General features: G+C 64.4%; 28 protein-coding genes and 1 pseudogene. 4 read left to right on the forward strand and 25 right to left on the reverse strand.

The genetic code is table 11. The features are described 5' to 3' along the window. Positions 1–90 precede the first annotated feature (90 nt). Positions 91–276, forward strand: a complete 186-nt coding sequence (locus NFV80_RS17440) for a helix-turn-helix transcriptional regulator (RefSeq protein WP_366143413.1) — start codon at positions 91–93, stop codon at positions 274–276. An 89-nt stretch (positions 277–365) separates the two neighbouring features. Here NFV80_RS17440 and NFV80_RS05915 read toward each other — a convergent pair whose 3' ends face one another. From NFV80_RS05915 to NFV80_RS05965, 11 genes are all read right to left on the reverse strand, one after another. Beyond that, on the reverse strand, positions 366–704 hold the full coding sequence (locus NFV80_RS05915) for a P-II family nitrogen regulator (RefSeq protein ID WP_295326156.1): 339 nt from the start codon (positions 702–704) through the stop codon (positions 366–368). Between the two features lie 61 nt (positions 705–765). Continuing rightward, positions 766–2,376, reverse strand: coding sequence for an NAD+ synthase (locus NFV80_RS05920; RefSeq protein WP_295326154.1), 1,611 nt, complete (start codon positions 2,374–2,376; stop codon positions 766–768). Positions 2,377–2,440: 64 nt separating this feature from the next. Then, complete coding sequence (gene ppa / locus NFV80_RS05925) at positions 2,441–2,989, reverse strand: inorganic diphosphatase (protein ID WP_295326170.1); 549 nt, start codon at positions 2,987–2,989, stop codon at positions 2,441–2,443. Between the two features lie 89 nt (positions 2,990–3,078). Beyond that, complete coding sequence (locus tag NFV80_RS05930) at positions 3,079–3,930, reverse strand: alpha/beta hydrolase (protein WP_295326152.1); 852 nt, start codon at positions 3,928–3,930, stop codon at positions 3,079–3,081. A gap of 33 nt (positions 3,931–3,963) precedes the next feature. Beyond that, positions 3,964–4,671 carry a glutathione S-transferase N-terminal domain-containing protein gene (locus tag NFV80_RS05935; protein WP_295326151.1) on the reverse strand — a complete coding sequence of 236 codons (708 nt, stop codon included), beginning with the start codon at positions 4,669–4,671 and terminating at the stop codon, positions 3,964–3,966. A gap of 81 nt (positions 4,672–4,752) precedes the next feature. Next, a complete protein-coding gene (locus tag NFV80_RS05940) occupies positions 4,753–5,874 on the reverse strand; it encodes an ABC transporter permease (RefSeq protein ID WP_295326149.1) in 1,122 nt (373 codons plus the stop codon). Between the two features lies 1 nt (position 5,875). Continuing rightward, on the reverse strand, positions 5,876–6,802 hold the full coding sequence (locus NFV80_RS05945) for an ABC transporter ATP-binding protein (protein WP_295326147.1): 927 nt from the start codon (positions 6,800–6,802) through the stop codon (positions 5,876–5,878). Next, positions 6,799–7,767 (reverse strand): HlyD family efflux transporter periplasmic adaptor subunit, encoded by a 969-nt coding sequence (locus tag NFV80_RS05950; RefSeq protein ID WP_295326145.1) that lies wholly within the window; start codon positions 7,765–7,767, stop codon positions 6,799–6,801. The genes NFV80_RS05945 and NFV80_RS05950 overlap by 4 nt, the downstream gene beginning before the upstream one ends. Positions 7,768–7,930: 163 nt before the next feature. Then, positions 7,931–8,386, reverse strand: a complete 456-nt coding sequence (locus NFV80_RS05955) for a copper chaperone PCu(A)C (protein WP_295326143.1) — start codon at positions 8,384–8,386, stop codon at positions 7,931–7,933. Between the two features lie 102 nt (positions 8,387–8,488). Continuing rightward, a complete protein-coding gene (locus NFV80_RS05960; protein WP_295326141.1) occupies positions 8,489–8,920 on the reverse strand; it encodes a DUF1318 domain-containing protein in 432 nt (143 codons plus the stop codon). Between the two features lie 16 nt (positions 8,921–8,936). Beyond that, positions 8,937–9,518: an SCO family protein gene (locus NFV80_RS05965; RefSeq protein WP_295326139.1), complete on the reverse strand. Its 582-nt coding sequence runs from the start codon at positions 9,516–9,518 to the stop codon at positions 8,937–8,939. A gap of 344 nt (positions 9,519–9,862) precedes the next feature. Between NFV80_RS05965 and NFV80_RS05970 the strand changes: the two genes are divergently transcribed. Continuing rightward, on the forward strand, positions 9,863–10,489 hold the full coding sequence (locus tag NFV80_RS05970; RefSeq protein ID WP_296758115.1) for a 2-hydroxychromene-2-carboxylate isomerase: 627 nt from the start codon (positions 9,863–9,865) through the stop codon (positions 10,487–10,489). 90 nt (positions 10,490–10,579) lie between these two features. Continuing rightward, a complete protein-coding gene (locus tag NFV80_RS05975; RefSeq protein ID WP_295326136.1) occupies positions 10,580–10,783 on the forward strand; it encodes a hypothetical protein in 204 nt (67 codons plus the stop codon). Positions 10,784–10,789: 6 nt separating this feature from the next. Here NFV80_RS05975 and purT read toward each other — a convergent pair whose 3' ends face one another. The 7 genes from purT to NFV80_RS06010 all read right to left on the reverse strand — a co-directional run bounded on the left by purT (position 10,790) and on the right by NFV80_RS06010 (position 15,612). Further along, entirely contained in the window at positions 10,790–11,989 is a 1,200-nt protein-coding gene (gene purT, locus NFV80_RS05980) for a formate-dependent phosphoribosylglycinamide formyltransferase (protein ID WP_295326134.1), read from the reverse strand. A gap of 120 nt (positions 11,990–12,109) precedes the next feature. Further along, the gene (locus tag NFV80_RS05985; RefSeq protein WP_295326132.1) at positions 12,110–12,697 is read right to left on the reverse strand and encodes a malonic semialdehyde reductase; all 588 of its coding nucleotides are present in this window, start codon (positions 12,695–12,697) and stop codon (positions 12,110–12,112) included. 43 nt (positions 12,698–12,740) lie between these two features. Then, on the reverse strand, positions 12,741–12,980 hold the full coding sequence (locus NFV80_RS05990) for a CDGSH iron-sulfur domain-containing protein (RefSeq protein WP_295326130.1): 240 nt from the start codon (positions 12,978–12,980) through the stop codon (positions 12,741–12,743). Positions 12,981–13,021: 41 nt separating this feature from the next. Further along, positions 13,022–13,588, reverse strand: coding sequence for a YceI family protein (locus NFV80_RS05995; RefSeq protein ID WP_295326128.1), 567 nt, complete (start codon positions 13,586–13,588; stop codon positions 13,022–13,024). Between the two features lie 33 nt (positions 13,589–13,621). After that, a complete protein-coding gene (locus NFV80_RS06000) occupies positions 13,622–14,194 on the reverse strand; it encodes a YceI family protein (RefSeq protein ID WP_295326126.1) in 573 nt (190 codons plus the stop codon). Positions 14,195–14,214: 20 nt separating this feature from the next. Next, on the reverse strand, positions 14,215–14,757 hold the full coding sequence (locus NFV80_RS06005) for a cytochrome b (RefSeq protein WP_295326124.1): 543 nt from the start codon (positions 14,755–14,757) through the stop codon (positions 14,215–14,217). Between the two features lie 12 nt (positions 14,758–14,769). Beyond that, entirely contained in the window at positions 14,770–15,612 is an 843-nt protein-coding gene (locus NFV80_RS06010; protein ID WP_295326122.1) for a class III extradiol ring-cleavage dioxygenase, read from the reverse strand. Between the two features lie 149 nt (positions 15,613–15,761). Between NFV80_RS06010 and NFV80_RS06015 the strand changes: the two genes are divergently transcribed. Continuing rightward, entirely contained in the window at positions 15,762–16,664 is a 903-nt protein-coding gene (locus NFV80_RS06015) for a LysR family transcriptional regulator (RefSeq protein WP_295326120.1), read from the forward strand. A 25-nt stretch (positions 16,665–16,689) separates the two neighbouring features. Here the strand turns inward: NFV80_RS06015 and NFV80_RS06020 are convergent, their stop codons facing one another. The 7 genes and pseudogenes from NFV80_RS06020 to NFV80_RS06050 form a co-directional block, all read right to left on the reverse strand. Continuing rightward, complete coding sequence (locus NFV80_RS06020) at positions 16,690–18,030, reverse strand: anaerobic C4-dicarboxylate transporter (protein WP_295326118.1); 1,341 nt, start codon at positions 18,028–18,030, stop codon at positions 16,690–16,692. Between the two features lie 320 nt (positions 18,031–18,350). After that, positions 18,351–19,010 carry a transposase gene (locus tag NFV80_RS06025; RefSeq protein ID WP_366143414.1) on the reverse strand — a complete coding sequence of 220 codons (660 nt, stop codon included), beginning with the start codon at positions 19,008–19,010 and terminating at the stop codon, positions 18,351–18,353. 93 nt (positions 19,011–19,103) lie between these two features. Continuing rightward, positions 19,104–19,523 carry a type II toxin-antitoxin system VapC family toxin gene (locus NFV80_RS06030; protein WP_295326114.1) on the reverse strand — a complete coding sequence of 140 codons (420 nt, stop codon included), beginning with the start codon at positions 19,521–19,523 and terminating at the stop codon, positions 19,104–19,106. Between the two features lie 7 nt (positions 19,524–19,530). After that, positions 19,531–19,776, reverse strand: a complete 246-nt coding sequence (locus NFV80_RS06035) for a plasmid stabilization protein (protein ID WP_295326112.1) — start codon at positions 19,774–19,776, stop codon at positions 19,531–19,533. A gap of 409 nt (positions 19,777–20,185) precedes the next feature. Then, a pseudogene (locus NFV80_RS06040) lies at positions 20,186–20,290 on the reverse strand (NAD(P)-binding protein); the annotation flags it as partial. Between the two features lie 17 nt (positions 20,291–20,307). Beyond that, a complete protein-coding gene (gene folE2, locus NFV80_RS06045) occupies positions 20,308–21,108 on the reverse strand; it encodes a GTP cyclohydrolase FolE2 (protein WP_295326110.1) in 801 nt (266 codons plus the stop codon). Between the two features lie 57 nt (positions 21,109–21,165). Next, complete coding sequence (locus NFV80_RS06050) at positions 21,166–21,735, reverse strand: glutathione peroxidase (protein WP_295326108.1); 570 nt, start codon at positions 21,733–21,735, stop codon at positions 21,166–21,168. Positions 21,736–22,417 lie beyond the last annotated feature (682 nt).

The raw sequence follows: 22,417 nt of genomic DNA on the forward strand, positions 1-22,417 counted from the left end.
GTCGTGACTTTAGCCACTACAAGCTAACCAGTGGCAAGAGTCAAGACTTGACCCCTGCTCGTGCTCGACTCTGAGACTTGACCCCGACTCGTGCTGGCGAAACGCATAGAGAAGGCGAAACAATTGCTGAAGGAGACGCACGACCCGATCACGGAAATCGCTTTCGCAACCGGGTTCAACGGTTCCAGCCAGTTGGCGAACGTTTTCCAGTCGCGGGTGGGTATGTCGCCCAGGGAATTTCGGCGGAATCTGGGGAACTTCGGGGACGCCGGATAGGGCCGCTGGGCGCGGGGATCGGCTGCCCAACAAGCATGGCCAATTGCTGCCGCGGCCCGCTGGCGGGCGGCGGCTGACTGCGATGGTTCCTAGATCGCCGCTTCGTCGAGTTCGCCGGTGCGGATGCGCACCACTTGCTCGACCGAGCTGACGAAGATCTTGCCATCGCCAATCTTGCCGGTGCGCGCCGCCTTGACGATCGCGTCGATGGCATTCTCGGCGGAGTTGTCCGAAACGACGATTTCGATCTTCACCTTGGGCAGGAAATCGACGACGTATTCGGCGCCGCGGTAGAGTTCGGTATGGCCTTTCTGGCGGCCAAAACCCTTGACCTCGGTGACCGTCAGGCCGGTGACGCCGATTTCCGACAGAGCCTCGCGAACCTCGTCGAGCTTGAACGGTTTGATGATCGCTTCAATTTTTTTCATGGCCTCTGCTCCGGAAAAGATCGTAAATAAATCGTATCAGAAATCGGGCGGCGATAAGTGATCAGTAGAGGTCGCGATAGCGATTGGTGATCGGATAGCGCCAGTCCTTGCCGAAACCGCGCTGGGTGACGCGGATCCCGACCGGCGCCTGGCGTCGCTTGTATTCGCTGATCTTGAGCAGGTGCACGACGCGGCGCACGTCGGCCTCGGCGTAACCACGGGCAATGATCGAGCGCGGGCTGAGGTCCTGTTCCATGTACGCCTCGACGATCGCGTCGAGCACTTCGTACGGCGGCAGGCTGTCCTGATCGGTCTGGTCCGGTTTCAGCTCGGCCGATGGCGGGCGGCTGATGATCCGTTCGGGAATCGCGTGGGAGCGCGCGTTGCGCCAGCGCGCGAGGCGATAGACCAAGGTCTTGGCGATGTCCTTGATCACCGCGAAGCCCCCCGCCATGTCCCCGTACAGCGTGCAGTAGCCGACGGCCATTTCCGACTTGTTGCCCGTGGTCAAGACCAGCGAACCCGTCTTGTTCGAGAGGGCCATCAGGATCATGCCGCGAATCCGGGCCTGCAGATTTTCTTCGGTGGTATCGGCCGCCAGGCCGGCAAACTGCTTCTCGAGCATGCCAGCGAGCGTGCGCATCGCCGGCTCGATCGGAATTTCGTCGTAGGCAACGCCAAGCAGGTGGACCATTTCGCGCGAATCGGCGAGGCTGATCTCCGCCGTATACGGAGAGGGCATCATCACCGCACGCACCTTGTCGGCGCCGAGGGCGTCGACCGCGATGCACAGCGTCAGCGCCGAATCGATGCCTCCCGACAGACCGATGATCGCTCCCGGAAAGCGATTCTTGCCGAGATAGTCGCGTACGCCGAGCAGCAGCGCCTGATACACCTCGGCTTCGAGACACGGTGTGGCAGCGATGCTTCCTGGCTGCGGTTCGCCATCGACAAATTCGACGATGGCGAGCGCTTCCTCGAATTGCGGCAGCCGGCAGACTAGCGTCCCCTGCGAGTCGAGGACGAACGAGCCGCCGTCAAAAACGAGTTCATCCTGGCCGCCGGCGAGATTGGCATACACTACCGGCAGGCCGGTACTGACGACGCGCTGGCGCAGCACCTCTGTGCGCTGTTCGTGCTTGCCGATGCGATAGGGAGAGGCGTTGAGCACCAGCAGGAGTTCGGCGCCGGCAGCGCGGGCGAGGTCGGCGGCGCCGGCCTGCCAGACGTCCTCGCAGATGTTCACGCCGCAGCGCACACCCTTGATCGTCAGCACGCAGGGCCCGTCGCCGGATGCAAAGTAGCGCTCTTCGTCGAACACTTCGTAATTGGGCAGCCGCTGCTTGTAATAGGTGGCCACCCGCTTGCCGTCGCTGAGCAGCGTCGCCGCGTTGTAGCATTGCGTCCCGCGCTTTTCGGGGTGACCGACGAGAATGGCGATTCCCCGCACGCTGCCGGCGAGCAGATCGAGTTCACTCTCGCAGGCGGCACAGAAGTCGTCGCGCAGCAGCAGGTCCTCGGGCGGGTAGCCGCAGAGCGCAAGCTCGGGCGTCAGCAGCAGATCGGCACCGAGCTTGCGCGCACGCTCGGCGAAATCGACGAGGCGCTTTCGGTTGCCGGCGAAGTCGCCGACCGTGGCGTTGATCTGGGCGATGGCAATTTTCAGGGACATGGGCAAGGTTGGCAGCGAAAGGGGCGCCCGCGCGCCCCCCGAACCGCCGAATCAGAGAAAGCGGTCAGAAAGCCGGCTTGTCCTTGGCATCGGCGTAAGCCTTCACGCCGTCCATGATTTCCTTCTTGGCTTCGTCACTGCCCAGCCAACCGGCAACCTTGACGTACTTGCCTCGTTCCAGATCCTTGTAGTGCGCAAAGAAGTGCGCGATCTGGTCGAGGATCACCTGCGGAAAATCGCGCGGCGATTCGATGTCGCGATACATCGAGGTCAGGCTGTCGACCGGGACGGCGAGCAGCTTGGCATCGGGTCCGGCTTCGTCTTCCATCGACAGCATGCCGATCGGGCGGCAACGCACGACGACACCGGGGGGAAGCGCGAACTGGGTGACCACCAGCACGTCGACCGGATCGCCATCGCCGGCGATGGTGTGCGGGATGTAGCCATAATTGCACGGGTAATGCATGGCGGTAGACATGAACCGATCAACGAAGACCGCGCCGCTGTCCTTATCGACTTCGTACTTCACCGGGTCGGAATGCATCGGAATTTCGATGATGACGTTGAAATCATTGGGGAGTGCCTTGCCGGACGGCACGCGATCGAGGCCCATGTCGGTGTTCTCTCTGCTGGTTTCGGGAAAGGGGATTATACGCGCCAATGACGGCGCCGGTGACGGCCTCCGCGACCCTGATCCGCGGCTCAGACGCGGCAGATCGCTTCGTCCGTTGGCGAAACTGCCGCGCCGTCGAATTCCTCGATCCGATCGAGCCAGTCCGCAATGGCGGCGGCACAGGCTTGCCAGTGCCCGTCGAGAATCATCGCATGGCCGGCAGCGGGGATGATCCGCAGCTCGGCCCGCCAGCGTTTCGCCACACGTCGGACCATGTGCGGAGGAAAGACCGTGTCGAGCTCGCCACCGACGACGAGTACCGGCAGCGCAGGCGCTTTCGGCGGCCACCTCCAGCACATCAGTGCCATGTCGGAGATCGCCCGCAGGGACTCCGGTTGCACCAGTTGCGCAAGGCGCAGCACGGCCTCGTTCCTGGTCGCCGGGGTGAAGTAGACCTGCTTGAGAACCTGCAGCCCCTTGGCGGTGCACACTCCTTTGGTCAGATTGGCGACTTCGCCCAGAAACTGCGGGTAACGGAGGACGAGGTTCGTCGCCGATTCGAGAGTGCCGTTCGGCGGCACCGGCGACATCAGCACACCGGCACGGGCGAGCGACTGCTCGAGAGCGCGTTCGACAAGACAGGCCCCCATCGAATGTCCGATCAGAATCGGCTTGCTGGCGAAGCTCCGGATCACGCGCGCCAGTGCAGCGAAATAGTCGCTGAGGCCGAGTGCGTCGAGTTCGTCACGCTGCCCGCTGCGACCGTGCCCGGGCAGGTCCAGCGCGTAGCAGTCATGGCCACGACTGGCGAAATGGGGGAGAAAGTGTGCCTCCCAGCAGCGGGCGTCGACGTATCCGCCGTGGACGAAGAGCAGCGGGGCCTTGCCGGTGACGCTTCGCGGCGCGCGATGGAGGGTGTGCAGGGGGTGTGAGGAGGTCATGATTTACCTTGCCTGGCGATTGGTTTCAAGGATTCAGACGCCGCCGTGGCGCGACTGGCCCAACTCGACCATCTGCCGTGCTTCCTCGGCAAAACGTCGCGCCTGTTCGTCATCGGCGCCGCGGTCGATTGCCGACGGTGGCATGGTGATTCCCTTCTGCACCGCCGGGCGCGAACGAATCCGGTTCAGCCAGCGTTGCAGGTGCGGCAGATCGTCGACGTCTACACCCGACCAGCGGTGCGTTCGCACCCACGCCCAGTTGGCGATGTCTGCGATCGAATAGTCGCCGGCAAGGAACTCGTTTTCGCGCAACTGCCCGTCGAGCACGCGCAACAGCCGCTTGCTCTCGCCCTGATATCTTTCGATCGCCGCCGGGATCTTTTCCGGCAGGTAGCGGTAGAAGACGTTCGCCTGGCCCATCATCGGTCCGATTCCGCCCATCTGGAACATCAGCCATTGCACGACGCGAGAACGTCCCTTGGCGTCTGCGGGCAGCAGGCGGCCGGTCTTCTCCGCCAGGTAGAGGAGGATGGCACCGGATTCGAAGACGGCGAAATCGTCCTCGTCGCGGTCCACGATGGCCGGGATACGCCCGTTTGGATTGATCGCCAGAAACCACGGCTGTTTCTGTTCGCGCCTGGCGAGATGCAGCGTGTGCAGCGTGTAGGGCAGCGCGAGCTCTTCGAGCGCGATCGAAATCTTGTGTCCGTTCGGTGTTGCGGCCGAGTACAGGTCGATCATGGGCGGGACTCCCTCCTTGCAGCAAGAGACATGGGATACGCAGCAAACGCCAACATGGCGCAGCCGGCGAGGACGAGGTGGTCAATCGAGTGTTCGCCGGAAAGTCTTCAGCCCGACGCCGAGAACCACGAGCATGAACGCGAGAATCGGCCAGACCTGATCCCAGAGCATGCCGATGCCGTTGCCCTTGAGCAGGATGCCGCGGACCAGGAGCAGAAAGTGGGTGAGCGGCAGGATGTTGCCGACCACCTGCGCCCATTCCGGCATGCCGCGAAAGGGAAACATGAAGCCCGAGAGCAGCATCGAAGGCAGAAAGAAGAAGAAGGTCATCTGCATCGCCTGCAACTGGTTCTGCGCGATCGAGCTGAAAGTGATTCCCAGCGTCAGGTTGGCGCAGATGAACAGCAGCACCACCGCGTACAGCAGCGGCAGGCTGCCGTGCATCGGCACGTCGAACAGCCAGCGGGCGGCGAGCAGAACCAGCGTGACCTGCAGCAGGCCGATCAGGATGTAGGGAACGATCTTGCCGGTCATCACCTCGAGTGGCGTCGCCGGCGTCGCCAGCAGGTTCTCGAAGGTTCCGCGCTCGCGCTCGCGGGTCATCGCCAGTCCGGTCATCAGGACCATGGTCATCGTCAGGATGACGCCGAGCAGACCGGGAACGACGTTGTAGGCGGTGATGCCTTCCGGATTGTAGCGGCGGTGGATGCGCAGATCGACCGGCGGGGTCGGCCGGCGTTGCAGGCCGGGCAGGTCGGCGGCGAAGACTTCGACGCCGAGACTCCTGAGCACGGAGATGGCGCCGCCGGTAGCCATCGGATCGGTGGCGTCGGCTTCGACGAGCAGCGTCGGGCTGCGCCCGCGCAACAGATCGCGGTGAAAGCCGGGGGCGAAGGTGACGACGAACTGCACCTGGCTGCGGTCGAGCAGTTCGTCCGCCTGTTTCTCGTCGACCTGACCGACGATCCGGAAGTAGTCGCTGTTGGCCATCGCTGCGACGTAGGCGCGCGCGTAGGGGCCGGGGTCGGCCATGACCACTGCCGTCGGCAGGTGCTTCGGGTCCGAGTTGATGGCAAAGCCGAACAGCATCAGCTGGATGATCGGGATGCCGACGATCATCCCGAAGGTCAGCCGGTCGCGCTTCAACTGGATGAATTCCTTGCGCAGAATGCCGATCCAGCGGGAAAGGGAGAAAGCTTCCATGTTACGCAGCGAGCGGGTCTTCGGCCTGCCGCATCAGGTGGATGAAAGCGTCTTCGAGTGACGGCGTCACCGCGACGACGCCTACCCCGGTGTCTTCGGCGAGCGTCCGCAGGCTGTCCTGCAGGCGTGTGCGGTCCTGGCCGCTGACGTGCAGCGTCGCGCCAAAGGTGGCCACCTGGTCGGCGCCGGGCATCCCGCGCAGGCGTTCGGCGAGGTGGTGGATGTCTTCGCCGCTGATTTCCCATGTGTGCAGACGGCACCCGGCGACCACCTCGCTGGCCGTGCCGGTGGCGAGCAGACTGCCGTAGGCAATGTAGGCCAGGCGATGGCAGCGTTCGGCCTCGTCCATGTAATGCGTCGATACCAGGATGGTGATTCCGGCTGCGGACAGGCGGTGGATTTCTTCCCAGAAGTCGCGGCGCGCTTTCGGGTCGACGCCGGCCGTCGGCTCGTCGAGGAGCAGCAGGCGAGGCTGGTGGAGCAGGCAGGCGGCGAGCGCGAGACGCTGCTTCCAGCCGCCGGAAAGCGTTCCCGCGAGTTGCTGGCGGCGGCCGCTCAGACCGAGCTCGTCGAGCGCCTGGTTCACCGCCTCGCGCCGGCCGCGCATCCCGAACATGCGTGCGACGAAATCGAGATTTTCGGCGATCGTCAGGTCGTCCCACAGCGAGAACTTCTGCGTCATGTAGCCGACCTGGCGCTTGATGGCCGCGCTTTCCCGGAGAACGTCGAGGCCGAGGCAGGTGCCGCGGCCGCTGTCCGGCCGCAGCAGTCCGCAGAGCATACGGATCGAGGTCGTCTTGCCGCTGCCGTTGGGTCCGAGGAAGCCGTAGATCTCGCCCTGGCGCACCTGCAGCGTCAGATCCCGGACCACGTGTTTGTCGCCGAAGCGCTTGTTGATGCCGGCAACGTCGATCGCCAGGCTGCTCATCGGTCGATCAGGCGGACGTCTACCGGTAGCCCCGGACGCAATCGGGCGGCCTGTTCGGGTGGCGGTTGCGCCTCGACGCGGAAGACGAGCTTTTCGCGGCTGCCGCGGCTGTAGATCACCGGCGGCGTGTATTCGGCCTCGGGCGCGATGAAGTCGATGCGGGCACGAATCGCTCCGCTGCAGCCGTCGCAGCTCGCTTCGACCTGCTGTCCCGGCTGCAGTCCCGCGATCTGCGCTTCCGGCACGTAGAAGCGCAGGCGGCGACGCGCGTCCGGCAGCAGGCTGGCGACCGGTGCGCCGGCCGGCACCCATTCGCCCGGTCGGTAGTAGGTGTCGGCCACCTCGCCGTCGGTCGGCGCATTGACCGCCTTGCGTTCGACCAGCCAGCGCTTCTGCGCGGCGAGCGCGGACGCCGCATCGAGATCGGCTTCGGCGCCGCGCACTTCACCCTGACGGCCGAGCGCAATACGGAAGGTTGCCAGCTGCTCGCGGGCGGCGTCGAGTTGCGCCGCATCGCGGTCACGCGTCGCGCGCGCCTCGTCGAGTCTGGCCTGCGAGACGAAGTTCCTTTGTGCCAGCGCCTGCTGTTGCCGGAACTGCGTCTCCGCCAGTTGCAGCGCCGCCTCGGCAGCACGCACCTGCGCTTCGAGGGCAGCGATTTCGGGTGGCCGGCGCGGTTCGCTGAGGTTCCTGAGCTTTTCGCGCGCCGAACTGGTGCGCGCTTCCGCTTCCGCCAGCGACTGCGCGTCGGGGTCGGCGGCGACGGCGAAGATCGCCTCGCCTTCCCGGACGTGGCTGCCACGCGGACTGTCGAGCGACTTCAGATATCCCGCCTGCGGCGCAGCCAGGTAAAGGAATTCTCCCTCGACGTAGCCCTGAAACGCTGCCGGCTGGCCATTGCCACAGCCGGGCAGCGCCGGCACGAGTGCGGCGGCGAGCAGGAAGGGAAGGGTGGACGATCGCATGGGGCAGCATTGTACGGTGGCGCGGGCCGGGGGGGCGCTGCAAGGTGACGCATGCTATCACCTTCGCGCCTGCCGCAATCCACGACGTGCCGCGAGCTTCCGGTCGCCTCGATTGTCGCAGGCGAGCGGATCGTGACGATGGAGTGCCCGCCGGAACGGTTGTTCAGTGCGTGGGCGCCGCCGTCAGATCGCGTACCTCGGCGCGGACTTCGATGGTTTCGGTCTTCCTGTCCCTGCCTTCCAGCCGCAAGGTCAGCGGCACCACTTCGCCCTTTTTCAGCGGGCGCTTGAGGTCCATCAGCATGACGTGATAGCCACCGGGGGCAAGGACGACCGTCTTCCCGGCGGGCAGTTCGAGGCGCGGGACCGGGCGCATCTGCATGACGCTGCCTTCCATCTTCATTTCGTGGATTTCGGTGACGCCGGCGACCGGGGTGGTGGCGCCGACCAGTACCGCCCCCGACTGGCTGGTGATTTCCAGGAAGGCACCGGTTGCCATCTGGCCGCTGACCGTGCCGCGCACCCAGGGATTGCGGATGTCGACGTCGGCCGCAAAGAGCGCCGTCGAAGCGAGGCTCAGCACGAGCGCCAGTGGTCGCACGGCAAATCTTGTTTTCAAGGACTTCTCCTTCGTCGTTCAGGAATGGTGATCATAGCGGAGTGGCGGCACGCGGTGCTGCGACACGATGCCGCACGCGGCCGGGTCGGTTCGCGCGTGGGATCAGGGCTTGATGCTCCACTTGCCCTGCGCATCCTCGATCCACCAGCCGGAGTGGAACTGTTCCTTCCAGCGCCTTACCTGGGCGGCGCGCACCGCGGGTTCCCAAGCCTGGCCGCCGTGCGCTTCGGCGATGGCGTAGATCAGCGAATTGCGGTCCGGGTTCTCGTTGTCGATGAGCTTCTCGGCGATCTGTCTTTGCGCCAGTGTCAGGTGGCTGTCGTCGCGTATCCGGACCATGCCGTCGTAAGCGAGTCCGATGATTCCCGCGTCGTAGAAGCGGACCAGTCGCGAACTGCGCTGGGCCAGACTGTGTTTGACGATCACCACCGGCGGCGTGCCGATGTCGAGGTTGATCTGCTCCGCGTTCGGTGCGGGCGGCGCGGCGTTCGCCGTGCCGCAGAGCAGGGCGAGCAACAACAGGAGACGCTTCATGGCAGTTCTTCGGGGGTCATTTGCCGGCGAGCAGGAGCTTCAGATCGCCGGCGATCTGCTCGGGTGTTTCGCCGTGACGGAGGTAAAGGCGCAGCCGGCCCCGCGGATCGAAGGCGAAGCTGCCCGTCGAGTGATCAATGCTGTAGCTGCCGGGTGTCGCTCCCGGCTGCTTCGCGTAGAACACCTTGAACTCGCGGGCGACTGCTGCAGTGCCCGCCTCGTCGCCGCGCAGGCCGACGAAGCTCGAATGAAAGGCGCGGACGTATTCGCTGAGCACCGGCGCCGTATCGCGCGCCGGATCGAGGGTGACGAAGATCACCTGCACGCGGCTGGCGTCATCGCCGAGGCGCCGGAGAACCTCGCGCATCGAGGAGAGCGTCGTCGGGCAGACATCGGGGCACTGCGTGTAGCCGAAGAAGACGACCACCACCTTGCCCTGAAAATCGGCCAGGCTGCGGCTTTGCCCCTGCGGATCGCTGAGGGTGAAGCCCTTGCCCCAGTCGACGCCGGAGATGTCGGCCGATTGGAAGCCGGCTGGCTGCGAACAGGCGGAAAGCAGCAGCGCAAGGCACAGAAGCAGCGTCGGGAGGGTTTTCATCGATGGGTTTTGTCGTGGTTCTTGATCGGCAGTATCGGCAGCGGGCGGGAGAGATCAGGCGGCCAGTGCGCCGCTTGTTCACCGCCATTGTCGGCACGCCCGCAAATCGTGGCCTTGATGCAGGTTAACCATTGTCGCTCATTCGCGGGCGCTTGCGGCGGATCGGCGCGATTTCCGCGCTGGAAGTGGTCGCCGTGCCGGGAGGGGAGGGGCCGATTGCCGCGCAGTGGCTGGCAAACGGCGGCGGCGCGCGGTACAGTACCGCAGGCGAAGGCCATGCGCATGAGGCACCGGCGTGGCGGGCGGCCGGTTTCCGCAGACGACTTTCCGGAGGAAAGCAAGACATGCAGCAGGTTGATTGGTATTTCGATTTTATCTCGCCCTACGCGTATCTTGGTCTGATGCGGCTCGGCGAGCTGCCGGATGTCGCGATCACCTACCGGCCGGTGCTCTTTGCCGGTCTGCTGAACCACTGGGAGCAGAAGGGACCGGCCGAGATTCCTCCCAAGCGCGCGTGGACCTATCGTTCCTGCACGTGGACGGCGAGCCGGCAGGGCATTCGCTTCCGCTTCCCGGCCGCACACCCTTTCAACTCGCTGCCCTATCTGCGGCTGGCGATCGCCGCCGGATCGACCGCGGACGCCGTGCACCGGATTTTCGAGGCATTGTGGACGACCGCAGCCGATCCTGCGGACCCTTCGCTGATCGTCGAGCTGGCGCGTTCGCTGGCGGTCGATCCGGCGGATGTTTCCCGGCAGCAATTCAAGGATACATTGCGCAGCGCAACCGAGCAGGCCATCGCGCGCGGTGTTTTCGGCGTGCCGACGCTCGACGTGGGCGGCGAACTGTTCTGGGGTGCCGACGCCACCGATTTCGCGCGCGCGTATCTCGCCGATCCGGCAATCCTCACCACCGCCGAGATGCAGCGCGTGGCGAAACTGCCGATCGGCGTTTCGCGCATTCCGGTCTGATGTGCTGGCGGCACGATCCCGCGGCACGTACGGCGGGTCGGGAAAGTGCTCGCGACCATCAACCGCACGCTTGGATTACAAGGAAACGACATGGCCTCCTGGGGTTGTCCCCACGAAATCGACGGCAAGTGCAGCAAATTCGACGCTGCGGTCTGCGACCCCGGAATGAAGGGCTGCGTCCTTGCCGGGCGCTTCTACTTTCTCGGCAGTGACGACAAGAACCGCCGCCTGCGGGCGAAGGAGGAACGGGCGGCGGACGACGACGAGCCGCCGGCAGCGGCGAGCGAAGCGTGACCCCCTCTACGCCGAGACCGGCCTGACCCGGCTCGCCGCCAGCCTGGCGCGTTCGCGCGCCTGCCCGACATCGTCGCCGTTGGCCAGCGCGACGCCCATGCGGCGCTTGCGGAAGGATTCCGGCTTGCCGAACAGGCGCAGATCGCTGCGTGCTACCGCCAGCGCTTCGGCGATACCCTCGAAAGCGATGCCGGGAGCGTCGATGCCGCCGTAGATCACGGCCGAAGCGCCCGGCTCACGCAGGCGGGTATCGACCGGCAGGCCGAGGATTGCGCGCGCGTGCAGTTCGAACTCCGAGGAACGCTGCGAGCAAAGCGTCACCAGGCCGGTGTCGTGTGGGCGCGGACTGACCTCGGAAAACCAGACCTGGTCGCCCCGGACGAAAAGTTCGACGCCGAAGATGCCGCGTCCTCCGAGGTTGCCGGTGACCGCGGCGGCGATCTCGCGCGCGCGTTGCAGCGCCAGCGGGAGCATCGCCTGCGGCTGCCACGATTCGACGTAATCACCGGCGATCTGGAGGTGGCCGATCGGTTCGCAGAACGTCGTCTGGATGGCGCCGTCGGCCGCGCGGGCGCGCACTGTGAGAAGAGTGATCTCGTAGTCGAAGTCGATCTGTCCTTCGACGATCACGCGCCCCCGATTGACGCGTCCGCCGCTCGCCGCGTACTCCCACGCGGGCTGCACGTCGGCGGCGCCGCGCAGCAGCGACTGCCCCTTGCCGGAAGACGACATCACCGGTTTGACCAGACAGGGGTAGCCGATGCCTTCGTCGATCGCCGTCTGCAGTTCGGCCAGCGAATCGGCGAAGCGGTAGGGCGAGGTGGGCAGGCCAAGCTCCTCGGCTGCCAGGCGGCGGATTCCTTCGCGGTTCATGGTCAATCTTGCCGCGCGTGCGGTCGGGATGACCTCGGCGATCCCGGCGGCCTCGATTTCGAGCAGCGTTTCCGTGGCGATCGCCTCGATTTCGGGAACCACGAGCACGGGCCTTTCCCGCTCGATCAGCGCGCGCAGTGCAGCGCCGTCGGTCATGTCGATCACATGGGCGCGATGCGCGAGCTGCTGGCCGGGGGCGTTGGCGTAACGATCGACGGCGATGACTTCGACGCCGAGGCGCTGCAGCGCGATGATCACTTCCTTGCCGAGTTCGCCGGCGCCGAGCAGCATCACGCGCAAGGCGCTGCGGGACAAGGGGGTTCCGATTTTCATGGCGGGAGCTTTCCGGGAGGGGCGCGCTGCGCGGACAACGCAATCTATGCGCCGACGGCACCCGCGTCAAGCGTGCTCCACAGGCCCGCGTAACGCTCGCCGGACCGCGGCGACCTGCGCTCAGGCGATCCGGCAGGCTTGCTCGAAACTCAGGCGCGGGCCGCGCGGATGTACGGCGGCGGGGTCGCCGATGCCGAGATTGCAGAGGAAGTTCGCCTGATAGCGCCCGTCCGGGAAAAAAGCGGCGTCGAGCTTGCCGGCGTCGAAGCCCGACATCGGGCCGCAATCGAGGCCCAGCGCTCGCGCCGCGAGAATCAGGTAAGCGCCCTGCAGCGTGCCATTGCGAAAGGCCGTGCTGGCTGCCAGTGCGGCATCGGCAGCGAATGTCGGCCTCGCGTCGTAGCCCGGAAACAGTGTCGGCAGGTGGTCGTAGAAGCGGCGGTCGGTGGCGATGATCACCGTCGCCGGCGCTGCCATCGTCTTCTCGAGGTTGCCCGGCGAGAGCGCCGGGGCGAGCAGCGCCTTGCCTGCCGACGTGGTGACGAATACCAGCCGGGCCGGCTGGCAGTTCATCGAAGTGGGACCCCATTTCATCAGGTCGTAGAGGCGGCGCAGGGTCGCCTCGGGGATCGGCTCGGGGGCAAAAGCGTTGTGCGTTCGCGCCGCGACGAAGAGCTGGTCGAGGGCTTCGCTGTTCAGGGCAGGCATCCGTTTTCCTTTGCGGGAAGGCCGCGGTCGCTGGCCGGGGTGCTCAAAGCTGCTTGTGGCTGCCGTCGCACAGCGGGCTACTGGCGCTGTGCTTGCAGCCGCAGAAATAGACGGTCGTCGATTCTTCGGCCTGGTACTGCTTGGGCGAGAAGGCGCTGCCCTTGTGGCTGCCGTCACAGAAGGGCTGCGTCTTGCTGTTGCCACAAGCGCACCACCAGTAACTCTTGCCGGCTTCCACTTCGACGGCGTAGGGCGATTTCTGGGCGACGCGGGGTTCGGTCATGGAGATCTCCTGGTTGCTGTGCGGGGTTATCGTTGCTGGTCTTATTGTTTCACCGCCTCGACGGCAATGATCAGGGTGACGTCGTCGCTGACGTGCGGCGCGTACTTGCCGGCGTTGAATTCGGAGCGCTTGATGCGGGCGGTTGCGTTGGCGCCAAGGGCATCCTTCTTGAGGATCGGGTGCGGCATCACCTGGAACGAGCCGAGTGTCAGGGTCACCGGCCGGGTGACCCCCTTGATGGTCAGATTGCCTTCGACTTCCACCGGCTGGTCGCCCTTGAACTTTACGGCGGTGGATTTGTAGGTGATGGTCGGGTATTTCGCCGTGTCGAAGAAGTCTTCCGCCTGCAAATGCTCGTTGAACAGCGGATAGCCGGTATCGATCGAGGTGGCGTCGATCGTGATGTCCACCGAGCCGGTGCGGGCGGCACGATCGAAGACGATCTTGCCGGAAGTCTTGTCGAAGCGCTGGATCTGGTTGGAATAGCCGAAATGGTTGTACTCGAAGCGCGGGTAGGTGTGGCCCGGATCGACGACAAAGGTTTCGGGAGCGGCAAAGGCGGGCAGGGCGAACAGGGTGCCGAGAGTGATCAGGCTGAGTTTTTTCATGGGAGGCTTCCTTGAGGTGGTGGGATCGGATGCTTACTTGCGGGTTGCCGCGGCAGCGGCGACGATGTGGAACTTGATCTGCACTTCGTTGGCGACCGTGGCGACGTCGGCCCAGACGCCGTCGCCGAGTGCGAAATCGAGGCGCTTGAGAACGAAGCCGCCGTCGAATATGCCGTTGCTGCCTTCCTGGTGGAAGGTGAAGGGCGCGGTGATGTCCTGCGTCCGCCCCTTGATCGTCAGTTTGCCGGCGAGTTCGAACTTGTCACCACCGAGCGGGCGAACCGCTGAGGAAACGAAAGTGGCGGTGGGGAACATCTTGAGGTTGAACCACGGCTTGCCGACGACCTCTTCGTTGGCGTCCCGGGAACCGGCGTCTATGCTCGCCAGGTCGAGGTCGAGCCTGGCGCTGGCGGCAGTCGGTCTGGCAGGGTCGAAGGACAGACTGCCGCCGAACTTCCTGAAGCTGCCGTCGATGGGCACTCCCATCTGTTTCGAAACGAAGGTCAGGCGGCTCTTGTCGGCTTGGAACTGGCTGTATTCGACCGCACCGAGGTCGCCGGCGGCGACCACGGCGAGCGTGGCAAGGAGGATGCGAGTGGTGCTCATGTCATTTTCCTGGCGAATGATCAATGCTTGCTGGCGTGGAATGGCAGCATCCGCGAAAGCACGTCGTCGCGGTCGAAGAGATGATGCTTGAGTGCCGCGGCGACGTGGGCGACGACCAATCCGGCCAGCGTGAAGTTGAGGCCGCTGTGCACGACTTCCAGCAGCTCGCCGAGTTCCTTGTCCTTCGGCAACAGGTCGGGCAGCGGCAGGACTCCGAAATACACGGTCTGGAAGCCCTTGGCCGAACTCATCAGCCAGCCGGAAAGCGGAATCGCGATCATCAGCAGGTAGAGCAGGTGATGCAGGCCGTGGGCTGCCGCTTGCTGCCAGGCCGGCATGCCGGCCGGCAGGAGCGGCGGCGGGTGGCCGACGCGCCAGGCGAGACGCAGCAGCACCAGCAGAAAAGCGGTGATCCCGGCCCATTTGTGCCACGAATAGATTTTCAGTTTCTGCGGCGACAGCGGCAGATCGCTCATGTAGAGACCGACGCAGAACAGGCCGGTCAGCAGCAGGGCCATCAGCCAGTGCAGCGCGATGGCGGTACGGGTGTAACGGGTTTCCAACAGGGCACCTCCTTATTGCGGGTTGTCGTTGGCTGGCCAGAACGCGTAGCTGTCCATCGCCAGCACCACCGAATCGATGCCGTGATACAGGCGCTCGGGCCGGTAGCCGACGCCGGCCGCGCCGAGGGCGACGTACAGCGGCAGCAGATGCTCTTCGCTTGGATGCGCGCGGACCGCCTGCGGCGCTCGCTCGCGGTAGGCGAGGAGGGCGTTCTCGTTGCCTGCGGCAAGCTCCTGCCACATCCAGTCGGCGAACTCCGCGACGTAAGCCGGGGTGCCACCACCCTGGCTGAAGGATAAGTGGAAATCGCCGAGATTGTGGGTGAGGTTGCCGGAAGCGAGCAACAGCACACCATCGGCGAGCAGCGGGCCGAGCGCGCGCCCGAGCCGCAGGTGATGAGCGGGGCCGAGAGCGTTCTGCAGCGACAGCGCCACCACCGGGATGTCGGCCTGCGGGTACATCAGGCTGAGCGGCGTCCAGGCACCGTGGTCTAGTCCGCGTTCATCGTCGCGTTCGGCTGCGAAGCCGGCGTCGCGCAGAATCTTCTCGACCTGGTCGGCGACTGCCCGGTGCGAACGTGCCGGATAGCGGACCCGATACAGCTCCGGCGGGAAGCCGTAGAAGTCGTGAATCGTCGCGAACTCGGGCGCTGCGCCGATCGTCGGCACTCGCGTCTCCCAATGCGCGCTGACGACGACGATGGCGCGTGGTCGCGGCAGATCGCCGGCCGCCCTGGCCAGCGCGGCGCCGGCAGGTCCCGGCTGCAGCAGCATGGTCGGGGCGCCGTGGGCGACGAAGAGGGCGGGCAAGGGTATCGGGGAGTGGGCAGGAGCCGCAGGGCTTGGCAGTTGCATCGTGCTTGGTCTTCTATCGTGGGTCGATGGTTCCCGGACCGAAAAGTACCGGTTCGTTTGCGATGGCCGAACTATAGTTGACTTATTAGCTCGAACATAGTGCACAATCGGCAATTGTTTGTTGCCATTTCAGCAACGGAAGGGGCCAAATGGATCGCCTCGATAACATGCGCATCTATCTGCGAGTGGCGGAGCTCGGCAGTTTCGCCGCCGTCGCGAGGCAGATGAACCTGGCGCGATCGGTGGTCACGCGTCAGGTGGCGGCGCTGGAAGCGCATCTCGGGGTGAGGCTGATTGCCCGCAGCACGCGCAGTCTGACGCTCACCTCGGCCGGCACCGTCTATCTCGAACGCTGCCGAGAGATTCTCAAGCTCGTGGACGCCGCCGAGAGCGGGCTTGCCGACGAACGCCAGGACCCGCGCGGTCCGATCCGCCTGAGCGTGCCGCTGAGCTTCGGTTTGCGCCATCTGGCGCCGCTGCTGATGGATTTCAGTGTCGCCTATCCCGAGGTCACCATCGAGATCGACTTCACAGACCGTCGCGTCAAGCTCGTCGAGGAGAGCCTGGATCTGGCGGTTCGCATCACCAGTCGCCTGGCGCCGCTTGACGTGGCTCGACGGATCGGCAGCAGCCGTCTGCTCGCGGTCGCGTCGCCGGAGTACCTGCGTCGTCGCGGCGAGCCCGGCCATCCCGGCGATCTGACCCGGCACGAGTGTCTGATCTACCAGCCGGCACAGCAGGACGGCTGGCCGTTCCTGGTGGACGGCGTCACCGAAGTCATTCCGGTACGTGGCCGCATGCGCGCCAACAACGGCGACATCCTGCTCGACGCGGCGATTCGCGGCCTCGGCATCACCGTCCAGCCGAGCTTCCTGAGCGCTGCCGCGGTCGCTGCCGGCCTGGTGCGCCCGATCCTCTGCGATTATCCGATGCCCGAGCTCGGCATCTACGCGCTACTGCCCGACAATCGCTACGTGCCGCAGCGGGTACGGATGCTGATCGACTACCTGGCCGAGCGTCTCGATTCCCGGCTGGCGCCGGAGACCGCCTGACGAAGCGCGCGCGCTTCGCCCCGGCTCACATCAGCCCGCGCGCCGTCGCCAGGAAATAGCCGACGACGCACGAGGTGCCGACGCCGATCAGACCGGGCATGATGAAGCTGTGGTTGATCAGGTATTTGCCGATATGGGTCGTTCCCGAGCGGTCGAACTGGATGGCGGCCAGGTCGCTCGGGTAGGTCGGCAGGATGTAGTAGCCGTAGCAGGCAGCGGCAAAGGCGACGACGTAGCCGGGAGCGACGCCGATCGACAGCGCCACGGGAACCATCGCGCTGATCGCTGCCGCCTGCGAATTGACGAACTTGGAAACGATCAGCAAGGCGAGGGCGTAGGTCCAGGGCTGCGTCTGCACGAGGTCGGCGAGACTTTCCTTGATCACCGGGAGGTTGGCTTCGAACACCGAGTCGGCCATCCAGGCGACCCCAAACACGGCCACCACCGCGATCATGCCGGCGCGAAAGACCTCGGTCTTGCCGATCGTCGCCGGGTTGGTGCTGGTGAAAATGATGATGAAGGCGCCGGCCATCATCATGAACATCTGGATGGTCAGCACCATCGACACCGGTTTTCCGCCGAACTGCGGGCGCAGGCCCTCGAAAGCGCCGAGGAACGCCACCACGGCGATGGCGCCGACGAAGATCCACATCGCCGTCCACTGGCCACGCTCGATCTGCTTGCCGAGCAGCGTCGACGCCTCGCCGTAGACGAACCTGCGGTTTTCGGGGTCGGCGATGAACCTCTGGAAATCCTCGTCCCGGTCGAGGTCCTTGCCGCGGAACCAGCTGAAGATGCCGATCATCAGCACGCCGGCGAGCGTCGACGGAATGGTGACCGAGAGCAGGGTGACGAAGTCGATCACCGGAGCACCGGCCGGTGCCTTGGCGAGAAAGGCGGCCAGCGAAACGACGGCGACCGAAACCGGGCTGGCGATGATTCCCATCTGCGCGCCGATCGAGGAACCGGCCATCGGGCGTTCGGGGCGGATGCCGTTCTTGATCGCGATGTCGTAGATGATCGGCAGCATCGTGTACACCACGTGCCCGGTGCCGCAGAGCATGGTCAGGAAGGTGGTGACGAAGGGCGCCAGGATCGACACGTATTTCGGATTGCGCCGCAGCACCTTTTCCGCCATGAGCAGCAGCACTTCGAGCCCCCCCGACGCCTGCAGGGTCGCCGAGGCGGCGACCACGGCGACGATGGTCAGCATCACGTCGACTGGCGGCTTGCCCGGCGGCACATGGAATACGAAGACGAGCGCGACGACGCCGATCCCACCCAGCAGGCCGAGTGCGACTCCGCCCTTGCGGGCACCGTAAAAAAGGCAGGCGAGAATGAGCAGGAGTTCGAGAGTCAGGAGCATGATGGGCCAACCTCTTTCGCGGGTGGAGCGGGAGATGGGTGGTCACGGTCGAGGCGGTGACAGGATGTCGACTGCTCTCGCCCGTGAACCGCAGAAGAAGCAGCATTCTCCACTCATGCCGCGGTCTGCGTGTTGACTCAACGCAAATGGGAGGCTGATGGCCAGCGGAAACGTCGTGGTACGGGAGAACGAGCATGTCCTCCTCCGGTGCCTGCAGACCGAAGCGTTATGGTTTGCTGGCCCCGAGCAGAAGCAGGAAAGGAAGCAGGAACAGGAAAGGGGCCACACAGGAAAGGGGCCAGGCTCATTTTTCACGCATCCTATTCCACAGGCTTTCGGGGACGGCCACGCGGCCGGACTTCGCATCTTCGCCCCGTCGCTTTCTCTATGGTGTCGAGAAAGCGCGAATTCCCCAACGGCTGCCCTTGGCTGAGTGCCAAGCGGATATCGTCGATCGCCGCAGCGTCCAGTTCGGACCGGAAGAAGTCCCGATAGGTCGCCAGCCTATCCTCCTCGTTCTTACCCAAACCCAAGTAGGCCTCGTGGCGCGTCAGTAACGCATTAGGCTGACCAAGGCCGTTCGCCCGGTAACTGCTCCAGCGATAGTGGGCTGGATCGTCGACCATCGCCGCCCTGACCGGGTTCAGCTCGATATAGCGTTGGCAGAGCAGCAGATAGCCGTCGGCCTGCACCAGCGACGACTTGTAGCGACTGTCCCACAGCGTGCCGGTGCGCCGATAGGTTCTGTTGATATGCTGCACATAGCGTCTGCCTAGCGAAATGATCAAACGAGACACCGCGCCGGTGTCCGGCGGCGTCAGCAACAGATGGACATGGTTGGTCATCTGAACATACGCGTGTAACTGGCAACCGGTATTCTTGATCGCCTCGCCCAACCATTCCCGATAAGCGAGGTAGTCTTCCTCGGCGAAGAAGCAAGCATCGCGGTTATGACCCCTCTGAACAATGTGCAGAGGCAAACCGGGCAGGTGAATTCGTGGGCGGCGGGGCATGATTGCGAAGTATGGTTGATAAATGAGCCTGGCCCCTTTTTCTCTTTCTTTTTCGCGAATTCATGGTTGCCACGGATTGACGATGTGCAGACCACAGCCCTCGAAATCATCGACGTTGCGCGTGGCAAGATGGCCGCCCCTGGACTGCGCCATGGCGGCGATTTGCGCATCGAACTGCGAAATTGGGCGGCCCGTCCGTTTCCGCTCCGCAGCGATTCGTGCGTAGGCGGCGGCTGCCTCGCTGTCGAAAGACAGCACGCGCCCAACAAAGTCCTCCTCGAAAAGCGTCGACACAGCTTCTTCCAACTGGTGGCGGCGTTGCCCGGCGGGAAGCAGTTTGACACCATAGAGCATTTCTGCCTGCGTCACCGTGGTCGTGAAGAGCGTGTTCAGGGGCTGGCTGGCGGTCCAGCGCACGACGGCCGGTTCCGGTACGGCGCGCAGCAACTCGGAGAGCACATTGGTGTCGAGAACGATCATGGCAGACTCAAGCAAGCATGGGCGGTTCGCGCATGCTTTCACGCTCGGGCTGCGGCAGTTCGACATCACCCAGCGACGCGAACCGGGCTCGAATGCGCTGCACCAGGTTCTCGCCGCCGGCTTCATCCTTGCCGAGTGCGGCGCGCAGGATGGTGCGGGCCTCGTCTTCCATGGAGCGCCCATGGCTAGCCGCGCGCACGCGCAGCCTGGCCTTGATCGAGTCTTCGAGGTTGCGGATAGTAATGCTGGCCATGTGGGTCTCCGGGTGTCAGCTTTGATTGCATTGTAATCAGTGATTGCATTGAGATCAAGCGGTGCTCGCCATTAGTTCATCCGCGGCAGCAGAAAAGGGGCAAGGCCCGCTTTGCTGTTCTTCAGCCCCAAAGATCCGCTAGCCGCGGGCCCACCATACCCGGTCACTCGCCTGGGCCGCGGACAGTCGCTCGCGAACGGTGCGAAAGGCAGTTTTTGCCGCGTACGCCAAGGCGGGGGGGCTGACGGTGGCTGCGCGAATCACTGGCGGGATGCGGCGAATCGACTGATTGACTTGCACCGAAATGCGCTTACACGTGACGTACCTTATTTATCAGCAGGGCGTACGTCGTGCAACTCACAGGCACTCAGTTACGCAGCCAGCTCTACCAGGTGTTGAACGGCATCGCGTAGAGCGTCACTGCGTGCTGCTGCGACAACAGCCAGGCGCTCGCCAGGCCGGAAATCCCCGTGCCGACGACCGCGATGCGTTGTGCAGGCTGTACTTGAGGCATCCTCGGCTTCTCCGGGTTCAAGCGTTCTTGCCGCGGATCTCGGCGTAGGCGGAATGATTGTGAATCGATTCGAAGTTCTCGGACTTGACCGTCCATTGGGCAATGCGCGGTTCCCTCATCAGGCGTAGCGCGATGTCGCGCACCAGGTCCTCGACGAACTTCGGATTGTCGTAGGCACGCTCGGTCACCCACTTCTCGTCCGGCCGCTTGAGCAATCCGAAGACCTCGCACGACGCCTCCTCCTCGGCCAGTCGCACCAGTTCGTCGGGCGTCATGCCGGAACGCAGCTTGGCGACGATCGTGATATGCGAACGTTGGTTGTGCGCGCCGTAGTCGCTGATCTCCTTCGAGCAGGGACAGAGGCTGGTCACCGGCGCCACGATTTCGAGCGTAGTTTCGGCGGCCTGCCCTGCGCGCTTGCCGATGATCATGCGTACGTCGTAGTCGAGCAGGCTCTCGACGGTTGATACCGGCGCCGCCTTGCGGATGAAATACGGAAAAGCGAGTTCGATCTCGCCGCTGCCGGCGTCGAGGCGCGAGAGCATGTCCTCGAACATGTGCCGCAGACGATCGATGTTCAAGGGCGCCCGCCGCTGTTCGAGGATCTCGACGAAGCGCGACATGCGCGTGCCCTTGACCTCGGGCGGCAACCCGACCGACATGGTCACCTGCGCGACCGTGTGCTGCGCCTTGCCGCCGGCGTCGAGTACGGCGAGCGGGTAGCGCAAGCCCTTTACGCCCACCTTGTGGATCGCCAGTTGACGCTGGTCGGCGCTGGCCTGCACATCGGCCAGTAAGAATCGGTCTGGTGCGTTCATGGCGTGTTATCCGGTGGGGTGATAAGTCGGTACCTGACAACTGCGGGCGAGCAATCCTCACTTGCCGAGAAACTCTTCGATCCTGGCCAGCAATTCGCGGTCGTCCGGCTTGACTCGGCTACCGAAGCTCAGCACCCGCGTACCGCTGCGGTCGATCAGGTATTTGTGGAAATTCCACTGCGGCACCTCTCCGGTCGCCCTGGCAAGCTGTGCGTAGAGGGGGCTGGCGTGCGTGCCGACGACGGTGGTTTTGGCGAACATCGGGAACTGCACGCCGTAAGTCAGCCGGCAGAACTCGGCGATCTCCTGGTTGCTGCCCGGCTCCTGCGCGCCGAAGTCGTTCGACGGGAAGCCGACGACGACCAGTCCTCGATCTTTCAGCCGGGCGTAGAGTTTCTCCAATCCGTCGTACTGCGAGGTGAAGCCGCAGTAGCTGGCCGTGTTCACCACCAACAGAACCTTGCCTTGCCACTGGCAGAGCGATTGCGGCCTTGAATCTTGCAGCGCCGGAAAGCTGTGATTCAGGAGAGGCGCGCAGGACGCCGCCGCCAAGCTGGGCGACGAGGCGAACAGACCGGCAAGCAGTACCACCGCCAAGAGCACGAGAGAGCGCAGGCGCAGGCTCATCGGCGCTTGCCGGTTGCCCACGACAAGACGCACCGAGCGGCGCCGCGGAGCCATCGGCTGCGAGCGCCAAACACGAGCGGATGCCTCGCGTAAGCTCCACAACGCGTTCCGTTCAGCCCGAGAAAGCCAGTCCCGCAGGCTCGGAGCGTTGTCGAAACGACCCATGGTGAGGAGATTCGGCATATGTTGTCCTGGACAACGTAACAAGATTTGGCGAATATAGAGGTACAAATCGTTGCTGTCAAGAAAGTTTCTATGTTTGTGTCCAGGACACAATGGGAGCGAAAAGAGGGAAAAGGGGAAAAGAAGGAAAAGGGGCCTGGCTCGTTTTATTGTTCCGTCTGTCTCTGCGCGGACCCCCAACGCGACTGGCCTCCCACGGTATGCCACCTGCTCGAAATGGCCCCGCTCCGTTACTCGCCTGCGGCGCGGCTCGAACTTCACTACTTGTTCGAAATCGGTCGGATCAAGGCGACCCTGGAAGATCTGTTGACAGAAATCAGTCCGCTGCTCGGTCTTTCCGAATGCCGCCAGCCTTTCGCTGCCGTGGTCGAAAACGCCACGAACCTGACCTGGACCCGAGATGTCTTCGACCGCCTGATCGTCGGGCAGGCGCTGGCGGCAGGCGCGCGCCTGATCAGTCGTGACCCGTTGATCCGCGAGCATTTTGCCGATGCGGTGT

The sequence above is a fragment of the Accumulibacter sp. genome (assembly GCF_023806565.1).
In the GTDB taxonomy this organism is placed as follows: Bacteria; Pseudomonadota; Gammaproteobacteria; order Burkholderiales; family Rhodocyclaceae; genus Accumulibacter.

What these genes read in the sequence shown, in the direction of transcription:
- NFV80_RS05915 (WP_295326156.1), bottom strand. Translation starts at nt 704, where the DNA reads ATGAAAAAAATTGAAGCGATCATCAAACCGTTCAAGCTCGACGAGGTT.
- NFV80_RS05920 (WP_295326154.1), bottom strand. Translation starts at nt 2,376, where the DNA reads ATGTCCCTGAAAATTGCCATCGCCCAGATCAACGCCACGGTCGGCGAC.
- ppa (WP_295326170.1), bottom strand. Translation starts at nt 2,989, where the DNA reads ATGGGCCTCGATCGCGTGCCGTCCGGCAAGGCACTCCCCAATGATTTC.
- NFV80_RS05930 (WP_295326152.1), bottom strand. Translation starts at nt 3,930, where the DNA reads ATGACCTCCTCACACCCCCTGCACACCCTCCATCGCGCGCCGCGAAGC.
- NFV80_RS05935 (WP_295326151.1), bottom strand. Translation starts at nt 4,671, where the DNA reads ATGATCGACCTGTACTCGGCCGCAACACCGAACGGACACAAGATTTCG.
- NFV80_RS05940 (WP_295326149.1), bottom strand. Translation starts at nt 5,874, where the DNA reads ATGGAAGCTTTCTCCCTTTCCCGCTGGATCGGCATTCTGCGCAAGGAA.
- NFV80_RS05945 (WP_295326147.1), bottom strand. Translation starts at nt 6,802, where the DNA reads ATGAGCAGCCTGGCGATCGACGTTGCCGGCATCAACAAGCGCTTCGGC.
- NFV80_RS05950 (WP_295326145.1), bottom strand. Translation starts at nt 7,767, where the DNA reads ATGCGATCGTCCACCCTTCCCTTCCTGCTCGCCGCCGCACTCGTGCCG.
- NFV80_RS05960 (WP_295326141.1), bottom strand. Translation starts at nt 8,920, where the DNA reads ATGAAGCGTCTCCTGTTGTTGCTCGCCCTGCTCTGCGGCACGGCGAAC.
- NFV80_RS05965 (WP_295326139.1), bottom strand. Translation starts at nt 9,518, where the DNA reads ATGAAAACCCTCCCGACGCTGCTTCTGTGCCTTGCGCTGCTGCTTTCC.
- NFV80_RS05970 (WP_296758115.1), top strand. Translation starts at nt 9,863, where the DNA reads ATGCAGCAGGTTGATTGGTATTTCGATTTTATCTCGCCCTACGCGTAT.
- NFV80_RS05975 (WP_295326136.1), top strand. Translation starts at nt 10,580, where the DNA reads ATGGCCTCCTGGGGTTGTCCCCACGAAATCGACGGCAAGTGCAGCAAA.
- purT (WP_295326134.1), bottom strand. Translation starts at nt 11,989, where the DNA reads ATGAAAATCGGAACCCCCTTGTCCCGCAGCGCCTTGCGCGTGATGCTG.
- NFV80_RS05985 (WP_295326132.1), bottom strand. Translation starts at nt 12,697, where the DNA reads ATGCCTGCCCTGAACAGCGAAGCCCTCGACCAGCTCTTCGTCGCGGCG.
- NFV80_RS05990 (WP_295326130.1), bottom strand. Translation starts at nt 12,980, where the DNA reads ATGACCGAACCCCGCGTCGCCCAGAAATCGCCCTACGCCGTCGAAGTG.
- NFV80_RS05995 (WP_295326128.1), bottom strand. Translation starts at nt 13,588, where the DNA reads ATGAAAAAACTCAGCCTGATCACTCTCGGCACCCTGTTCGCCCTGCCC.
- NFV80_RS06000 (WP_295326126.1), bottom strand. Translation starts at nt 14,194, where the DNA reads ATGAGCACCACTCGCATCCTCCTTGCCACGCTCGCCGTGGTCGCCGCC.
- NFV80_RS06010 (WP_295326122.1), bottom strand. Translation starts at nt 15,612, where the DNA reads ATGCAACTGCCAAGCCCTGCGGCTCCTGCCCACTCCCCGATACCCTTG.
- NFV80_RS06015 (WP_295326120.1), top strand. Translation starts at nt 15,762, where the DNA reads ATGGATCGCCTCGATAACATGCGCATCTATCTGCGAGTGGCGGAGCTC.
- NFV80_RS06020 (WP_295326118.1), bottom strand. Translation starts at nt 18,030, where the DNA reads ATGCTCCTGACTCTCGAACTCCTGCTCATTCTCGCCTGCCTTTTTTAC.
- NFV80_RS06030 (WP_295326114.1), bottom strand. Translation starts at nt 19,523, where the DNA reads ATGATCGTTCTCGACACCAATGTGCTCTCCGAGTTGCTGCGCGCCGTA.
- NFV80_RS06035 (WP_295326112.1), bottom strand. Translation starts at nt 19,776, where the DNA reads ATGGCCAGCATTACTATCCGCAACCTCGAAGACTCGATCAAGGCCAGG.
- folE2 (WP_295326110.1), bottom strand. Translation starts at nt 21,108, where the DNA reads ATGAACGCACCAGACCGATTCTTACTGGCCGATGTGCAGGCCAGCGCC.
- NFV80_RS06050 (WP_295326108.1), bottom strand. Translation starts at nt 21,735, where the DNA reads ATGAGCCTGCGCCTGCGCTCTCTCGTGCTCTTGGCGGTGGTACTGCTT.